This is a genomic window from Priestia sp. VA7 (assembly GCF_055710015.1).
The window spans coordinates 126039-142469 of sequence record NZ_JBVQPN010000005.1 but is presented as its reverse complement, the minus strand read 5'-3'; the positions used below and the strand labels follow the sequence as shown (position 1 = coordinate 142469).

The window sequence follows — 16431 nt, the reverse complement described above, 5'->3', positions numbered from 1 at the left end:
CTGTTCATAAAAGGAGGATGCACGGTGGTTAAAGTACGTACAAAAGACATCATTGAGAAATTTAAATTAGAGCTTATTAGCGGAGAAGAAGGAATCGACCGTCCTATTTCAACAAGTGATATTTCACGTCCAGGTATTGAAATGGCAGGTTATTTTACATATTACCCAGCAGAACGTATCCAGCTGTTAGGTAAAACAGAACTATCATTTTTTAAACAATTAGATGATGAACAAAAAAAAGTTCGAATGGAAAAGATGTGTACAGATATCACGCCGGCTATTATTGTTTCGCGCGAAATGGAGGTACCGAAAGAACTTATCGAAGCTTCAGAGCGTGAATCAGTTCCTGTGTTGCGTTCAAGCTTTAAAACAACGCGACTTTCCAGCCATTTAACGAATTTTCTTGAAAGCCGGCTAGCACCTACTACTGCTATGCACGGCGTATTAGTTGATATATACGGAATTGGTGTATTAATCATGGGAAAAAGCGGCGTTGGTAAAAGTGAAACAGCTCTAGAGCTTGTTAAGAGGGGACATCGTCTAGTAGCTGATGACTGTGTGGAAATCCGTCAAGAAGATCAAGACACGCTTGTAGGAAATGCGCCTGGTTTAATCGAGCATTTGCTTGAAATTCGAGGACTAGGGATCATCAATGTGATGACGCTATTCGGCGCAGGAGCTGTACGAAGCTATAAGCGAATTTCACTTGTTATTCAGTTAGAGACATGGGATCAGCAGAAACATTATGATCGCCTTGGTTTAGAAGAAGATAAAATGAAAATTATTGATACAGACGTTACAAAAATTACATTGCCAGTACGTCCGGGACGAAACTTAGCTGTTATCATTGAAGTGGCAGCAATGAACTTCCGCTTAAAGCGTATGGGTATTAACGCAGCAGAACAATTTTCTGCACGTCTAACAGATGTAATTGAAGAAGGAGACCGTGAAGACTTATAAGAAAGGGTGTTAACTTGTGGAAGCAACTATTCAGCCGTTAGATCGCGTTTTCCTTGAAATTGGCCCTCTAACGGTCTACTGGTACGGCGTAATTATCGGTGCAGGTGTTCTATTAGGTCTTTATATTGCGACAAGAGAAAGTGTAAGAAGAGGCTTATCAAAAGATACATTTGTTGATCTTATCTTATTTGCTGTGCCAATAGCTATTATTTGTGCACGAATTTATTATGTATCCTTTGAATGGGGATACTATTCAAAGCATTTAAATGAAATACCTCAGATTTGGCAAGGTGGGATTGCCATTCATGGTGGCTTAATCGGAGGCGTATTAACTGCCATTGTGTATTCGAAAGTAAAAAAGATTTCATTTTGGAAGTTGGCTGATATTGCTGCGCCTAGTTTAATCCTTGGCCAAGCCATTGGGCGCTGGGGAAACTTTATGAATCAAGAGGCACATGGGGGGCCGGTTACCCGTGCTTTTTTAGAAGGGTTGCACCTTCCAAATTTTATTATTAACCAAATGTATATTAACGGTACATACTATCATCCTACGTTTTTATACGAATCATTATGGGATTTTGCCGGATTTATCCTGTTGATGGTACTTCGCCGCACCAGTCTGCGAAAAGGAGAAATTTTCTTATCTTATTTAATCTGGTACTCAGTTGGACGCTTCTTTGTAGAAGGGCTTCGCACGGATAGTTTAATGCTGACGCATACACTCAGAATCGCTCAAGTTGTTTCACTTGCACTGATTGTAATAGCCATTATTTTAATTATTGTCCGCCGCGTGACGGGAATGAGTAAACAGAAATACTTAGAGAATGAAGAAGCACAATCTAAGGCTTAAATGAAGAAAAGCTACAAGGTTTACACAAACTTGATTTGACGCAAGGGAAGGAAATGAATAATGACGATTAATACGGTTTTGTTTGATTTAGACGGTACGTTAATTGATACAAATGAATTAATTATTGCCTCGTTTACTCATACGCTTAATCACTATTATCCTGAACAATATACTCGTGAAGATATTTTACAGTTTATGGGACCTCCTTTATACGACACGTTTGTAGAAATGGATAAAACGAAAGTAAACGAAATGATTGAGATGTATCGCACGCATAATCTAGCCAATCACGATTTGCTTGTTAAAGAATTTGAAGGCGTACTTGAAACAGTTAAATGGCTGCACGAGCAGAATTATAAATTAGGTATTGTCACAACCAAGCAAAGAAATACGGTCATGATGGGGCTTAAGTTAACGAAGTTAGAGCAGTTCTTTGATACGATTGTCGCAATTGAAGACGTAACAAATGCAAAGCCGCATCCTGAGCCGGTAGAAAAAGCACTGAAGCTGCTGGATGCTAAACCTGAAGAAGCACTGATGGTGGGAGATAACCATCATGACATCATTTCTGGCCAAAGAGCTTATACGAAAACAGCTGGAGTTGCTTGGAGTGCAAAAGGAAGAGATCATATCGCTTCTTATAATCCTGATATTATTTTAGAGAATATGACGGATTTAATTGATATATTAAAAGGAGAACGTCAGTGAGAAAAACGACGCGCTATCCGGTTAAAGGAGCTAATTCCCTTTGGCATGTCTATAAGACCGTGCCTTTTTGGAAAGTAGTGCGCAACTTCCTAATCATTCAATGCGCTCGCTATACACCTTTTCTTTCGATGAAAAACTGGCTGTACAAAGTGTGCTTAGGGATGAAAGTAGGACCTCAAACATCCTTTGCCCTTATGGTGATGCTCGATATTATGTTTCCTGAAAAAATACAAGTAGGACGCAATACGGTTATCGGATACAATACAACTATTCTCGCTCATGAATATCTGATAACGGAATATCGTCTTGGAGATGTCATCATTGGGGATGAAGTGATGATTGGAGCAAATAGCACCATCCTTCCAGGCGTAACAATCGGCAACGAAGCGGTTGTAGCGGCTGGAACGGTGGTTCATAAAGATGTAGCACCCGGTTTCTTTGTTGGAGGTAACCCTATGCGTGTCATCTATACAAAAGAAGAAATGGAAAAGCGCAGGGAAGCAGAACCTAAAGCCACAACTTAGCAAGAACTAAGCTGTGGTTTTTTTTGTAAATTTGAACAGCTGGCGGTTGACGGCTGACTTTATCGGGTGTAAACTATCAATAACTTTAATTTGTTATTTCGCTAATACATTAGTGTGATAAAGTAAAATCAACCTATCAATGGTTCCTTAATAGATAAAATCAAGCTTAAAGGACGTGTCGGAATGTCAAAGTTATTTATGTTTGAAAAACCCCTTGGAATGAGAGATACCCTGCCAGCTCTTTTTGAAAGAAAAAAACAAGTTCGCAATCAGCTGGCAGATGAAATCGGCAGCTGGGGCTATCAATATATGGCAACGCCTACTGTGGAATACTACGAGACGGTAGGAAGCGCATCAGCTATTTTAGATCAACAATTGTTTAAACTTTTAGATAAAGAAGGGCATACGCTTGTGCTGCGACCGGATGTAACAACACCATTTGCACGTGTGGCCGCTTCAAAACTTTTAAATAATTCTCCTTTGCGCTTAGCTTATGAAGCAAATGTATTCCGAGCTCAGCAGCGTGAGGGTGGCCGCCCGGCGGAGTTTGAACAAATAGGCGTTGAGCTAATTGGAGACGCTACGATGAGCAGCGATGCTGAAGTGATTGCTCTCATGATCGGCGCATTAAAAAGAGCGGGACTTAAATCATTTAAAGTGGCAATTGGCCACATCGGGTTTGTTAATTCGCTTTTTTTAGAAATTGTCGGAAATGAAGAACGTGCTAACGTGCTTCGCCGCTTTTTATATGAGAAAAATTATGTGGGCTATCGTAATCATGTAAAAGATTTGAATCTATCTTCTATTGATAAACAGCGTCTTCTTCAGCTGCTTAACCTGCGCGGAGATGAAAAGAAGATTGAAGAAGCGGTTGAACTAGTTGAAAACGAAGCTGGTAAAAAAGCAGCCGGTGATTTGAAAAAGCTATGGAATATGCTTGATGCATACGGTGTAACGGATGAAATTAAAATTGATTTTAACTTAGTCAGTCATATGAGCTATTACACAGGTATTTTATTTGAAGTCTTTGCTGAAAACGTTGGTTTCCATATCGGTAATGGAGGACGTTATGACCAGCTTCTTGAAAAATTTGCGTCTAAAACACCAGCTACAGGATTTGGAATTCAGCTTGACCGCTTAATTGAAGCGCTGGGCGAAGAAGTATATGAGCCTTCAGCAGTATACGGCATATTATATAGCCAGGAGCGTTTGGATGAGGCGTTAGCTTTAGCTACTGAGCAGCGCAAGCAAGGATACCGGGTAGTGACTCAGGAAATTGCAGGCGTTGATGATGTTGATGTATTTACTGCACAGTTTGAAGAAGTCACGTTTCTAATTGGAAAACGAGGCAAGGGGGGACAATAATGAGTGAACTATTAACAATTGCAATGCCAAAAGGACGTATTTTTGAAGAAGCAGCTGAACTTTTGCGTCAAGCAGACTTTCAATTGCCGCCAGAATTTGACGATTCGCGCAAGCTGATTGTAGATATTCCTGAAGAGAACATGCGCTTTATTTTAGCAAAACCAATGGACGTTACTACTTATGTAGAATACGGAGTAGCGGATCTTGGTATTGCAGGTAAAGACGTAATGTTAGAAGAAGAACGAGATGTTTATGAGCTGTTGGATTTAAATATTAGTAAATGTCATTTGGCCGTTGCCGGTTTGCCTAATGCTAAAAAATCAGAAATTGCTCAAAAAGTGGCAACCAAATATCCAAATGTAGCATCTACTTATTTCAGGGAGCAAGGAGAGCAAGTAGAAATTATAAAATTGAATGGTTCAATTGAATTAGCGCCTTTAATCGGCCTGGCTGATCGGATCGTTGATATTGTATCAACGGGACAAACCCTAAAAGAGAACGGACTTGTTGAATTGGAGCATATTGAAGATATTACATCGCGTTTGATTGTGAACCCTGTGAGCTATCGTTTAAAAGACGAACGAATTGATGATTTAGTGAATCGTTTAGCCCAAGTGGTTCAACCTGTATAAAAGAGGTGACATACATTGAAAATTACACGTGTAACAGAACAAGTGAGCTTAAAGCGTACGATTGATCAAGGGACAAGTGCTCAAAGAGAAATTGTCGTAAATATTTTAAAGCAGGTGCAAGAGCAAAAAGACGAAGCTTTAAAAAGGTATACAGCCCAATTTGACGGCGTTGAGCTTTCTTCTTTGCTTGTGACAGAACAAGAAAAGAAGCGTGCTTATGAGCTGGTTGATGCAGATATGCTGTCAATCATTCGTGAAGCTGCTGACAACATTCGTGATTACCACGAAAGAATGGTCGAGCAGTCTTGGATGACAACAAAAGAAGACGGCACCATTTTAGGGCAGAAAGTAACGCCTTTAGATGCAGTAGGTGTTTATGTACCGGGAGGCCTTGCGGCTTATCCTTCTTCAGTTTTGATGAATGTCATTCCTGCTCAAGTGGCAGGTGTAAAACGTATCGTGATGGTTTCACCTCCAGGAAAAGACGGCGCGCTTCCTGCTGGAGTAGTGGTAGCAGCGAGTGAGCTTGGGGTCAAAGAGATTTATAAAGTAGGGGGAGCTCAGGCAGTAGGAGCACTTGCCTATGGAACAGAAACAATTCAATCCGTCGATAAAATTGTAGGGCCAGGTAATATCTTTGTTGCATTAGCGAAAAGAGAAGTATATGGCTTAGTAGACATTGACTCAATTGCTGGACCTAGTGAAATTGTCGTACTAGCAGACGATACGGCTAAGCCGAACGAAGTGGCCGCTGATTTATTGTCTCAAGCAGAACATGACAAATTAGCTTCAAGTATTTTAGTTACACCTTCGATGACATTAGCCGAAGCTGTTAAAGAAGAAGTGGAAAGACAAGTGGAATCTTTACCTCGTAAAGAAATTGCAAAACCTTCTATTGATAACCATGGCGCTATTTATGTGACCGGGTCATTAGAAGAAGCGATTGAAGCTGTTAATCAATTAGCTCCTGAGCATTTAGAAATCATGACTGAAAGTCCACTTGAACTTTTAGGTTCCATTCGTCATGCCGGTGCTATTTTTCTAGGAAGATACAGCTCAGAACCTGTTGGCGATTATTTCGCGGGACCAAACCATGTTCTTCCAACAAATGGGACAGCAAAATTCTCAAGTCCTTTATCAGTTGATTCATTTGTGAAAAAGTCTAGTATCATTTCATACAGCCAACAAGCTCTCCAGAAAAATGTCTCGAAAATCGCAGCATTTGCTCGTTTAGAAGGGCTAGAAGCTCATGCAAGGGCGGTTGAAGAACGCTTTAAAAAATAAGGTGGAGATTAAAAGAAAAGAGTAGAAATGTTCTTTTCTTTACTTATTACATGCACAGTTGAAAGGAGTTTCACAATGAGAGAGTCAAGTATTAAACGTACAACAAACGAAACGGATATTGCATTAGCGATTGGAATCGATGGAGAAGGAAAAGCGAACATTGATACAGGCGTTCCTTTTTTAAATCATATGCTCGATTTATTTACAAAACACGGACAGTTTAACCTTGATGTAAAAGCAGACGGGGACACGGAGATTGATGATCACCATACAACGGAAGATATCGGTATTTGCCTTGGTCAAACGTTCAAAGAAGCGCTCGGTGATAAAAAAGGAATTAAACGCTATGGAAATGCTTTTGTACCAATGGATGACGCGTTGGCTCAAGTCGTAGTAGATTTAAGCAATCGTCCTCATTTTGAATTTAAAGGTGATATTCCCGCGTCGCGCGTTGGTACATTTGATACAGAGCTTGTGTATGAATTTTTATGGAAATTCGCATTAGAATCTCGCATGAATGTACATGTAATTGTACACTACGGTAAAAATACGCACCACATTATTGAAGCAGTATTTAAGGCATTAGCACGTGCTTTGGACGAAGCGACAACGATTGATCCGCGTGTCAAAGGTGTGCCTTCGACGAAAGGGATGTTGTAAATGATTGGAATTATCGACTATGGGATGGGCAACTTATACAGCGTAAGTAAAGCTCTTGAACGATTAAACTATGACTATATTATCTCCGCAGATCCTGCAGAACTAAGAAAGGCAAAAGGGCTGATTCTTCCTGGGGTTGGAGCATTCAAAGATGCGATGGAACAGCTGAATCAAACAAAGCTGACGGACTTTATTAAAGAAGAAGTAGCAAAAGGAATGCCTTTGCTTGGAATTTGTTTAGGTATGCAGCTTTTATTTGAAGAAAGCGATGAGAACGGTGTAACAAAAGGGCTGGAACTGTTAAAAGGGAGAGTCGAGCGTATTCCCGGCATTACTGCCGAAGGACAGACATATAAAGTTCCGCATATGGGCTGGAACTCTTTAGATTTTCATCAGCAGTCTGCTCTGCTTGATGGAATCAGTGAAGGTCACGTGTACTTTGTTCACTCTTATTACGTAAAAACAAATGATCAAGACGTGCTTTTAGCAACAAGTCCTTATGATGTCGAAGTTCCAGCAGTTGTTGGAAAAGAACACGTATTTGGCACTCAATTCCATCCTGAAAAAAGCAGTGCAATCGGAATGCAAATGCTGCAAAATTATGCAAACTTCGTAGAGAAAAGGAGCCCATCGTATGAGCAAATTTGAAATATATCCAGCCATTGATATGCGCGGAGGAAAGTGCGTCCGTTTGCTTCAAGGAGATTACTCAAAAGAAACGGTGTACGGAGATTCTCCGGTAGATATGGCCACACAATTCGCAAGTGAAGGCGCTCAGTGGATTCACATGGTTGATTTAGACGGCGCAAAAGCGGCCAAGTGCGTGAATGATGAATTTGTGCTAGGCGTGAAAAAGAAATTAGATGTACGTGTGCAAATTGGAGGAGGCATTCGCTCAGAAGCTGACGTTGCTTACTACTTAGAAAACGGAATTGACCGTGTTATTTTAGGAAGTGCAGCTATTTCTAATCCTGAATTTGTGAAAAAAATGCTGAAGGAATATGGTGCGCGTATTGCTATTGGTATTGATGCACGTGATGGCTATGTTGCGACGGAAGGCTGGGTGGAAACATCTACAATCAAAGCGACAGAACTAGGAAAAGAATTGGCTAATGCTGGTGCGGAAACATTTATTTTCACGGATATTTCTACTGATGGTATGCTGTCTGGTCCTAATGTGGAAGGAATTGTTGAGATGGCTAAGGCTACTGGAAAAGGTGTGATTGCATCAGGGGGAGTTAGTAAACTTGCTGATCTAGATGCACTAAAGAAATATGAAGCTGACGGCGTTATTGGTGCCATTGTAGGGAAAGCACTTTATACAAATAAGTTTACAGTAGCTGAAGCACTTCAAGAGGTGAAAGCGTAATGATTACAAAACGAATCATTCCTTGTTTAGATGTAAAGGACGGCCGTGTGGTAAAAGGAGTTCAGTTTGTGGAACTTCGAGATGCAGGAGATCCTGTAGAGTTAGCGAAATTTTATGACGAAGAAGGCGCAGACGAATTAGTCTTTTTAGACATTTCTGCTTCTCATGAAGGACGCAAAACGATGGTACATGTTGTAGAAGAAGTAGCATCTCAGCTAGCGATTCCTTTTACGGTGGGCGGAGGAATTAATGCATTAGAAGATATGAAAAGAATGCTTCGTGCTGGTGCAGACAAAGTGTCATTAAATACAGCGGCCGTACTCAATCCAACACTGATTACAGAAGGGTCCGACTTTTTTGGAGCTCAGTGTATTGTGGTAGCCATCGATGCTAAGTACGATGAAAGCTTACAATCATGGCGAGTCTACACACACGGAGGCCGCAATGCAACGGACTGGGAAGTAATCGACTGGGCAAGAGAAGCAGTAAAGCGCGGTGCGGGTGAGATCTTGTTAACGAGTATGGATAAAGACGGTGAAAAGTCAGGGTTTGATTTAGCATTAACCAAAGCAGTCAGCCAATCGGTGAGCGTTCCTGTTATTGCTTCCGGCGGCGCAGGAAATGGTCAAGATTTTGTCGATGCGTTTGAAAAAGGGGAAGCTGACGCGGCTTTGGCGGCTTCGATCTTTCACTATAAAGAAACATCTGTAAAAGAAATTAAAAGCTATGCAAAACAACAAGGAGTGAGCATTCGATGACGATTGAAAATATTAAATTCAACAGTGATGGACTTGTGCCAGCTATTGTACAAGATGCTGTGAGCAAAGAAGTTTTAACATTGGCTTATATGAACGAAGAATCACTTCAAAAATCAATTGATACACGTGAAACATGGTTTTACAGCCGTTCTCGACAAGAGTTGTGGCACAAGGGGGCAACCTCTGGAAACACACAAAAAATTGTGAGCATGGCATATGACTGTGATGCTGATTCTCTTGTTGTAAAAGTGGAGCCTCAAGGTCCTGCTTGTCATACGGGCGCTTACAGCTGCTTTAATGAAACAATTCTTGGCGAAAATAAACAAAACGATAATCGGTTTGCTATTATTAATGAGCTAGAAGAAGTAATCGCTAAGCGTGAAGCTGAAATGCCAGAAGGAGCTTATACAACATACTTATTCGATAAAGGCGTAGATAAAATCCTCAAAAAAGTAGGAGAAGAAGCTGGTGAAGTGATTATTGCAGCAAAAAATCGTGACCATGATGAACTGAAGTGGGAAGTTGCAGATTTATTGTACCACGTACTTGTTTTACTTCGTGAGCAAAAGCTGCCTTTAGACGATGTCCTATCAGTATTAAAAGAGCGTCACTCTAGCTAATAGCTACATAGTGAAAAGAGAGAAGGAGTTGTCTCATTTTAGATAAAAGAGGCAAAACCTTCTCTTATTTGCGTCAAGAAACGACTGCTTACAGGCTCCTTTTTTGAATAGAGGTATTAAACTTCTTGGCAAATGTGATATACTACGAACGTCGAAATTATCAACTTATTTGGAGGGCTTAATGGAAAAACACTCAAAAGTAATTCAAAAAATGGCACAAGTAATTCCATTTTCGCAAACGGGTGACTTCTATTTCGAAAAAGCGCTGCAGGCGTTTGAAGAAGAGGAGTCGGATAAAGCGCTCAAGTATTTAACGCGTGCAAACAAAGAAAATGCCCGTAATCCACAGCTTCTTACAAACGTTGGAGTAGCTTTAACGGAGCAGGGAGATTATCAAGATGCCAACGAGCTTTTTCTCCATGTGATTCATCATATGGACGATACATTAGGAAGCTGTTACTACTATATAGCCAACAGCTATGCGCATCTTGGACTGTTTGAAGAATCAAAAAAATACGCGATGTATTACATTGAGCATTTTCCAAATGGTGACCTCTTTCGATCGGCTACAGATCTGTTAGATTTACTATCAATTGATGTGGATGAAGAAGATGAAGAGCCTAAAAATCAGCTAGGGGACATGCTGATTATAAAACAAGAACAAGCAAAAAGACTGCTTGAAGCAACAAATTTTGAAGAAGCAGTGGATTTGTTAACTGAAATAATTGATGATTATCCAGAATTCTGGTCTGCATATAATAATTTAGCGTTAGCTTATTTTTATTTAAATAAAATTGATGAGGCAATGGATTTGCTGAATGAAGTATTGGAGAAAAACCCTGGAAATCTTCATGCGTTATGCAATCAGCTGATTTTCTATTATTATTGCCATAAGCATAAAGAAGTTGAGGAGCTTACAGACGGGCTTAGCCGCGTTTATCCAATGTCATTTGAACACCGCTATAAGCTTGGAGCAACATTTGCATTGATTGGTCAATACAAACTATCATACAGATGGTTAAAAAAGCTTTATACACAAGGATTTCAAGGAGACAACTCATTTCATTATTGGCTCTCATATGCTTCTTACTATACCGGGCGTGAAGCGTTCGCTAAAGAAATGTGGAAGCTGGCATTGGAAGACGTTCCTGATAAAGAAGGAGAGGAGCCTTGGCGCATCAGTCAAAAAGCTGCGAAGGTTTTTCAATCGAAAGTGGATGTTACAGCGAAAAAGAAGTGTGCAACAAAAAATGTTCACGATCAGCTTTACAGCTTGTATATGGCAAAAAAGCTTCCTGAACAACAGCGTCTGCTCCTTTTAGAAGAAATCAAGTCTTCCATACATATGAGTACACTTTTGGATGAAGTATATACGTATGTATGGCAGGATAAACAACATGTGATTTTTGAGGTGGCAGATGTTATTGAACTGGAAATGGAATCGCAGAATGAAAGTGATACCCAGGATCTTTTAAGCTTTTGGTTTTATGTATATGTACAGGTATATAAACAATCCTATGATTTTCAGCATGTGAACGTAAATGCATGGGCTGCAGCCGTCACATATATATGGGCGAAAGAAAAAAGGCAGGCTATTACTCAAGCCGATGCGGCAAAACAATATTCCATTTCCGCTGCAACAGTGAGAAAGTACAGTAAAATTGTGAATACATTATTAAATTGAGCAAAAAAATAGACGATAATAGGAAGAACATATTAGGATAGTGGTAACGAAATAATTATCCATAAATTTGGAATCAACTACGAAGGAATTTCCTAAAAGGAGTGTAAAGCAATGACAGAAGAAAAAATTTATGATGTCATTATTATTGGGGCAGGTCCAGCAGGTATGACTGCTGCTGTATATACATCTCGTGCAGATTTATCAACACTAATGATTGAACGCGGAATTCCAGGCGGTCAAATGGCTAATACGGAAGATGTAGAAAACTATCCAGGTTATGACCATATCCTTGGCCCTGACCTTTCTAACAAAATGTTTGAGCATGCAAAAAAATTCGGTGCGGAATATGCGTACGGTGATATTAAAGAAATCATCGACGGAGAAGAATACAAGACAGTTCGTGCAGGCAGCAAAGAATATAAAACACGTTCAGTAATCGTTGCTACTGGTGCGGAATATAAAAAATTAGGCGCGCCAGGAGAAAAAGAACTAGGCGGCCGCGGCGTATCTTATTGTGCTGTATGTGACGGCGCATTTTTTAAAGGTAAAGAGCTAGTCGTTGTAGGCGGTGGAGACTCTGCAGTTGAAGAAGGCGTATATTTAACACGCTTCGCAACAAAAGTAACAATTATTCACCGACGTGATGAGCTTCGCGCGCAGAAAATCCTACAGCAGCGTGCATTTGACAACGAAAAAGTTGATTTTATTTGGAATACAACGGTCAAAGAAGTAAATGAAAAAGACGGTAAAGTAGGCAGCGTAACGTTAGTAGACACCAAAACAGGTGAAGAGCGCGAGTTCGGTGCGGACGGCGTATTCATTTATGTTGGAATGGTTCCACTAACAAAACCATTCGAAAGCCTAAACATCACGAATAAAGAAGGATATATTGAAACGAACGAGCAAATGGAAACAAAAGTACCAGGTGTGTTCGCAGCTGGAGATGTTCGTGAAAAGGCTCTTCGTCAAATTGTAACAGCTACAGGTGATGGCAGCATTGCGGCTCAAGCGGCTCAGCACTATGTAGAAGAGTTAAAAGAAAAGTTAAAAGCTATTCAGCAATAAGGCTGAAATCAACCTTTTACAAAACGTAATTCGGTTTTAACTGTTCTGTAACACCTGTGAAACATTGATGGGGTACTATATAGATAGTAATTGACCCCCTTTTATAAAATATATGTATGTCGGGCATAGGACGTGTTCCTATGCCTCTTTTTTGTGACTATAACAGATTGGATTTACGTATAATAACAGCAATTGATTATTTTCAGAAAATTTAGTAATAGTTAGTTCATCTCCGTTGTGAGAGAAGTTTGTTTCGTAGTATAATAAAAGAAAATGTCAGTATACATATGATGAGGTGGAAAACATGCAAAGGGTCACAAATTGTGTATTAATGAAAGATGATAAAGTATTGTTGCTTCAAAAGCCACGAAGAAACTGGTGGGTGGCCCCGGGTGGGAAAATGGAGCAAGGAGAATCTGTAAAAGACTCTGTTGTAAGAGAATTTCGTGAAGAGACGGGAATTTATTTGAAAAATCCCACTGTAAAAGGTATCTTTACTTTTACGATGAAAGAAAACGATCAAATTTCATCTGAATGGATGATGTTTACTTTTTTTGCTACAGATTTTGATGGGACAAATGTGCTAGAATCAGAAGAAGGCAAACTTGGTTGGCATAATTTGAGTGAAGTAAGTGAATTGCCGATGGCACCGGGAGATCATCACATTATCGATTATGTAGCAAAAGGGTCGGGTGTTATTTATGGCAACTTTACGTATACAACGGATTTCGAGTTATTATCTTATCGAATTGATCCTTGTTAATGATAAATAGACATGTATGCATAGATTGAGGGGGATGGAAAATGAGTACTGGGTCTGTAAGCGATATTCAATTAGTGATTATTACTGGAATGTCAGGTGCAGGAAAAACAGTAGCAATTCAGAGTTTTGAAGATTTAGGGTTCTTTTGTGTAGATAATTTACCCCCTACATTGCTACCGAAATTTTTAGAACTCATGAAAGAGTCAGGGAATAAAATGAATAAAGTTGCTCTTGTTATGGACTTGCGAGGCAGAGAGTTTTTTGAAAGCCTGTTTGAAGCATTAGATAACATGAGTGAAACAACGTGGGTCACGCCACAAATTTTATTTTTAGATGCAAAAGATTCTGTATTGGTGACACGCTATAAAGAAACAAGACGTTCACATCCCCTAGCTCCTTCGGGTTTACCTTTAGAAGGAATTGGTATGGAACGTGAGCTTCTTGAGGAGTTAAAGGGAAGAGCTCAGCTTATTTATGAGACGTCAGAGTTAAAACCAAGAGAGCTTAGAGAAAAGATTTTAACTCAGTTTTCGTCGCACGCTTCACAGGTTTTTACTGTTAATGTGATGTCGTTTGGTTTTAAATATGGTGTACCTATTGACGCTGATTTAGTCTTTGATGTGCGCTTTTTGCCAAACCCTCACTACATTGACCATATGCGTCCTAAAACAGGGCTTGAAGAAGAGGTTTCTTCTTACGTATTAAAATGGACGGAAACTCAAAAGTTCATTGAAAAAGTAGTAGACTTACTTTCGTTTATGCTTCCACAATACAAGCGAGAAGGTAAAAGCCAGCTGGTCATTGCTATAGGATGCACAGGCGGGCAGCATCGCTCCGTCACATTAGCTGAATATTTAGGTCACCATTTCCAGAATGAATACAAAACTCATATTTCTCATCGTGACATTGAGAGGAGAAAGGAAAATCATAGATGAGCAGTGAACAGCTTCCAAAAGTTGTCGTCATTGGGGGAGGAACGGGTTTACCAGTGCTGTTAAGAGGGTTGAAGGAATACCCTCTTGATCTTACAGCCATCGTAACCGTAGCAGACGACGGGGGAAGTTCTGGCCGATTGCGCGATGAACTTGAAATCCCTGCTCCTGGTGATATTCGAAATGTGCTAGTTGCTTTATCTGATGTGGAGCCACTAGTTGAAGAGCTTTTTCAGCATCGATTTGATACAGGAAATGAGCTTACAGGCCATTCTCTTGGCAATTTGTTGCTTGCAGCTATGACGTCTATTACTGGCGATTTTGTGCATGCTATACGAGAAATGAGCAAAGTACTAAACGTCAGAGGGAAAGTACTTCCAGCAGCTAATCAAAGTGTTGTGCTGCATGCGGAGATGCAAGATGGATCCATCGTAACAGGTGAATCTAAAATTCCAGAAGTTAATAAAAAAATTAATAAAGTATTTTTATCGCCCGCCGATGTGAAACCGCTTGTCGAGACAATAAAAGCGATTCGACGCGCTGATTTAATTGTGTTGGGGCCCGGAAGTCTTTATACAAGTATTTTGCCGAATTTACTGGTGCAGGATATTTGTAACGAGCTTTGTTCGACAAAAGCCAAGAAAGTGTACGTATGCAACGTGATGACGCAGCCGGGTGAGACATTGGGCTTTAAGGCAAGTGATCATATTAAAGCGCTTTACAATCATATGCCGTGTGCATTTTTAGATGCAATTATCGTCAATAATGCACCTATTCCAGCACCTTTAAAAAAGAAATATCAAGTAGAGCAGGCTCAGCCTGTAGAATATGATCGTGAAGTATTGCTAAAATTAGGGTTAGAAGTGATTGAAGATCAAATTATTCAGTATGACGGCAGCGTAATTAGGCATGATACAAAAAAAGTAGCAAAGCTTGTGTATTCTATGCTGACATCGCTGCAAGGTAAAGCGAATACGGGTGTTTAACACCATTTCCGTATGTAGATTGGAGGTGAAGTTATGTCATTTGCATCAGAAACAAAAAAAGAGTTAACGAATTTAGAAGTCAAAGATTGCTGTGCAAAAGCAGAGCTTTCTGCATTAATTCGAATGAATGGTTCACTTTCTTTTTCGAATAAAAAATTCACGGTTGATGTTCAAACAGAAAACGCAGCGATTGCTCGGCGCATTTATGTCCTGCTTAAGAAAAATTATGATGTGTCAGTAGAACTGCTTGTACGTAAGAAAATGCGATTGAAGAAAAATAATGTGTATATTGTTCGATTAGTAGAGAAAACGAGAATGCTTTTGGAAGACTTAAAAATTGTAGAAGAAGGATTCACGTTTACACATCGTATTTCACCAGAGCTAGTACAAAAGAAATGCTGTAAGCGATCCTACTTAAGAGGCGCATTTTTAGCCGGCGGTTCTATTAATAACCCAGAGACATCATCGTACCATCTTGAAATCTTTTCATTGTATGAAGAGCACAACGAAGCTTTATGCAATTTAATGAACGAATTTCAATTGAATAGTAAAACATTAGAACGGAAAAAAGGCTATATTAACTATTTGAAAGAAGCTGAAAAAATTACGGAGTTTCTAAATATCATTGGAGCCCATAACGCTCTTTTACGGTTTGAGGATGTAAGAATCGTCCGAGATATGCGAAATTCCGTTAATCGCTTAGTCAATTGTGAAACAGCTAACTTAAATAAAACGATCGGAGCGGCTATTCGTCAAGTGGAAAACATTCGTTATATTGATGAAACAGCTGGATTAGACATCTTACCAGAAAAGCTAAGAGAAATTGCTCGTTTGCGTGTGGAATACCAAGACGTTACGTTAAAGGAGCTTGGTGAGATGGTATCTGGAGGTCAAATTAGCAAATCGGGCATTAACCATCGGTTGCGTAAAATTGACCAAATAGCAGACAAGCTTCGCGCCGGTCAGCCAGTCACATAAGGGGAATTGCAAGGGGGAGGATTTTATCATGGAGAAACAAGTAGAAGTAAAATTAAAAACGGGATTACAAGCTCGTGTTGCGGCACTGTTTGTGCAAGAAGCAACTCGTTTTACATCTGATGTGTACTTGAAGAAAGATGAGAAAGTAGTCAATGCTAAAAGTATCATGGGGTTAATGAGCTTAGCGATTAATAATGGTTCTCTTATTACGCTCATTGTTGAAGGGGTAGATGAAAAAGAAGCAATGGATGCGTTAGTAGCTTACGTAGAGAACGACGCATAAAAAAGCCTTT

At 39.9% G+C, this 16431-nt stretch carries 19 protein-coding genes; all 19 read left to right on the top strand.

What is annotated here, in order from left to right; translation table 11 throughout:
• Positions 1-24: 24 nt before the first annotated feature.
• The 19 genes from hprK to AC0C45_RS22760 all read left to right on the top strand — a co-directional run bounded on the left by hprK (position 25) and on the right by AC0C45_RS22760 (position 16421).
• Positions 25-960 carry an HPr(Ser) kinase/phosphatase gene (gene hprK / locus AC0C45_RS22850; protein WP_016765874.1) on the top strand — a complete coding sequence of 312 codons (936 nt, stop codon included), beginning with the start codon at positions 25-27 and terminating at the stop codon, positions 958-960.
• A gap of 16 nt (positions 961-976) precedes the next feature.
• Positions 977-1810 (top strand): prolipoprotein diacylglyceryl transferase, encoded by an 834-nt coding sequence (lgt, locus tag AC0C45_RS22845; RefSeq protein WP_013085403.1) that lies wholly within the window; start codon positions 977-979, stop codon positions 1808-1810.
• Between the two features lie 60 nt (positions 1811-1870).
• Entirely contained in the window at positions 1871-2518 is a 648-nt protein-coding gene (gene ppaX, locus AC0C45_RS22840; RefSeq protein ID WP_047931132.1) for a pyrophosphatase PpaX, read from the top strand.
• Positions 2515-3042 (top strand): acyltransferase, encoded by a 528-nt coding sequence (locus AC0C45_RS22835; RefSeq protein ID WP_013085401.1) that lies wholly within the window; start codon positions 2515-2517, stop codon positions 3040-3042. The genes ppaX and AC0C45_RS22835 overlap by 4 nt, the downstream gene beginning before the upstream one ends.
• 183 nt (positions 3043-3225) lie before the next feature.
• Positions 3226-4407, top strand: a complete 1182-nt coding sequence (locus AC0C45_RS22830; protein WP_034648405.1) for an ATP phosphoribosyltransferase regulatory subunit — start codon at positions 3226-3228, stop codon at positions 4405-4407.
• Positions 4407-5039: an ATP phosphoribosyltransferase gene (gene hisG / locus AC0C45_RS22825; RefSeq protein ID WP_013059721.1), complete on the top strand. Its 633-nt coding sequence runs from the start codon at positions 4407-4409 to the stop codon at positions 5037-5039. Before AC0C45_RS22830 ends, hisG begins: the two co-directional genes overlap by 1 nt.
• Before the next feature lie 15 nt (positions 5040-5054).
• Complete coding sequence (hisD, locus tag AC0C45_RS22820) at positions 5055-6323, top strand: histidinol dehydrogenase (RefSeq protein WP_221789138.1); 1269 nt, start codon at positions 5055-5057, stop codon at positions 6321-6323.
• Positions 6324-6398: 75 nt separating this feature from the next.
• Positions 6399-6983 carry an imidazoleglycerol-phosphate dehydratase HisB gene (hisB, locus tag AC0C45_RS22815; protein WP_013059719.1) on the top strand — a complete coding sequence of 195 codons (585 nt, stop codon included), beginning with the start codon at positions 6399-6401 and terminating at the stop codon, positions 6981-6983.
• Positions 6984-7631 (top strand): imidazole glycerol phosphate synthase subunit HisH, encoded by a 648-nt coding sequence (gene hisH, locus AC0C45_RS22810; protein WP_016765871.1) that lies wholly within the window; start codon positions 6984-6986, stop codon positions 7629-7631.
• Complete coding sequence (gene hisA, locus AC0C45_RS22805) at positions 7618-8352, top strand: 1-(5-phosphoribosyl)-5-[(5-phosphoribosylamino)methylideneamino]imidazole-4-carboxamide isomerase (RefSeq protein WP_171776528.1); 735 nt, start codon at positions 7618-7620, stop codon at positions 8350-8352. Before hisH ends, hisA begins: the two co-directional genes overlap by 14 nt.
• A complete protein-coding gene (hisF, locus tag AC0C45_RS22800) occupies positions 8352-9110 on the top strand; it encodes an imidazole glycerol phosphate synthase subunit HisF (protein ID WP_472928859.1) in 759 nt (252 codons plus the stop codon). Before hisA ends, hisF begins: the two co-directional genes overlap by 1 nt.
• Positions 9107-9730, top strand: coding sequence for a bifunctional phosphoribosyl-AMP cyclohydrolase/phosphoribosyl-ATP diphosphatase HisIE (hisIE, locus tag AC0C45_RS22795; RefSeq protein ID WP_013059715.1), 624 nt, complete (start codon positions 9107-9109; stop codon positions 9728-9730). Before hisF ends, hisIE begins: the two co-directional genes overlap by 4 nt.
• A 181-nt stretch (positions 9731-9911) precedes the next feature.
• Positions 9912-11414, top strand: coding sequence for a tetratricopeptide repeat protein (locus AC0C45_RS22790; protein ID WP_237893114.1), 1503 nt, complete (start codon positions 9912-9914; stop codon positions 11412-11414).
• Positions 11415-11525: 111 nt separating this feature from the next.
• Positions 11526-12479, top strand: coding sequence for a thioredoxin-disulfide reductase (trxB, locus tag AC0C45_RS22785; RefSeq protein ID WP_013059713.1), 954 nt, complete (start codon positions 11526-11528; stop codon positions 12477-12479).
• Positions 12480-12783: 304 nt separating this feature from the next.
• Positions 12784-13242, top strand: coding sequence for an 8-oxo-dGTP diphosphatase (locus tag AC0C45_RS22780; RefSeq protein ID WP_013059712.1), 459 nt, complete (start codon positions 12784-12786; stop codon positions 13240-13242).
• Between the two features lie 41 nt (positions 13243-13283).
• Positions 13284-14177: an RNase adapter RapZ gene (rapZ, locus tag AC0C45_RS22775; RefSeq protein WP_013059711.1), complete on the top strand. Its 894-nt coding sequence runs from the start codon at positions 13284-13286 to the stop codon at positions 14175-14177.
• On the top strand, positions 14174-15160 hold the full coding sequence (locus tag AC0C45_RS22770) for a gluconeogenesis factor YvcK family protein (protein ID WP_013085391.1): 987 nt from the start codon (positions 14174-14176) through the stop codon (positions 15158-15160). The genes rapZ and AC0C45_RS22770 overlap by 4 nt, the downstream gene beginning before the upstream one ends.
• A gap of 33 nt (positions 15161-15193) precedes the next feature.
• On the top strand, positions 15194-16138 hold the full coding sequence (gene whiA / locus AC0C45_RS22765) for a DNA-binding protein WhiA (RefSeq protein WP_013085390.1): 945 nt from the start codon (positions 15194-15196) through the stop codon (positions 16136-16138).
• 28 nt (positions 16139-16166) lie between these two features.
• Complete coding sequence (locus tag AC0C45_RS22760; RefSeq protein ID WP_013059708.1) at positions 16167-16421, top strand: HPr family phosphocarrier protein; 255 nt, start codon at positions 16167-16169, stop codon at positions 16419-16421.
• Positions 16422-16431 lie beyond the last annotated feature (10 nt).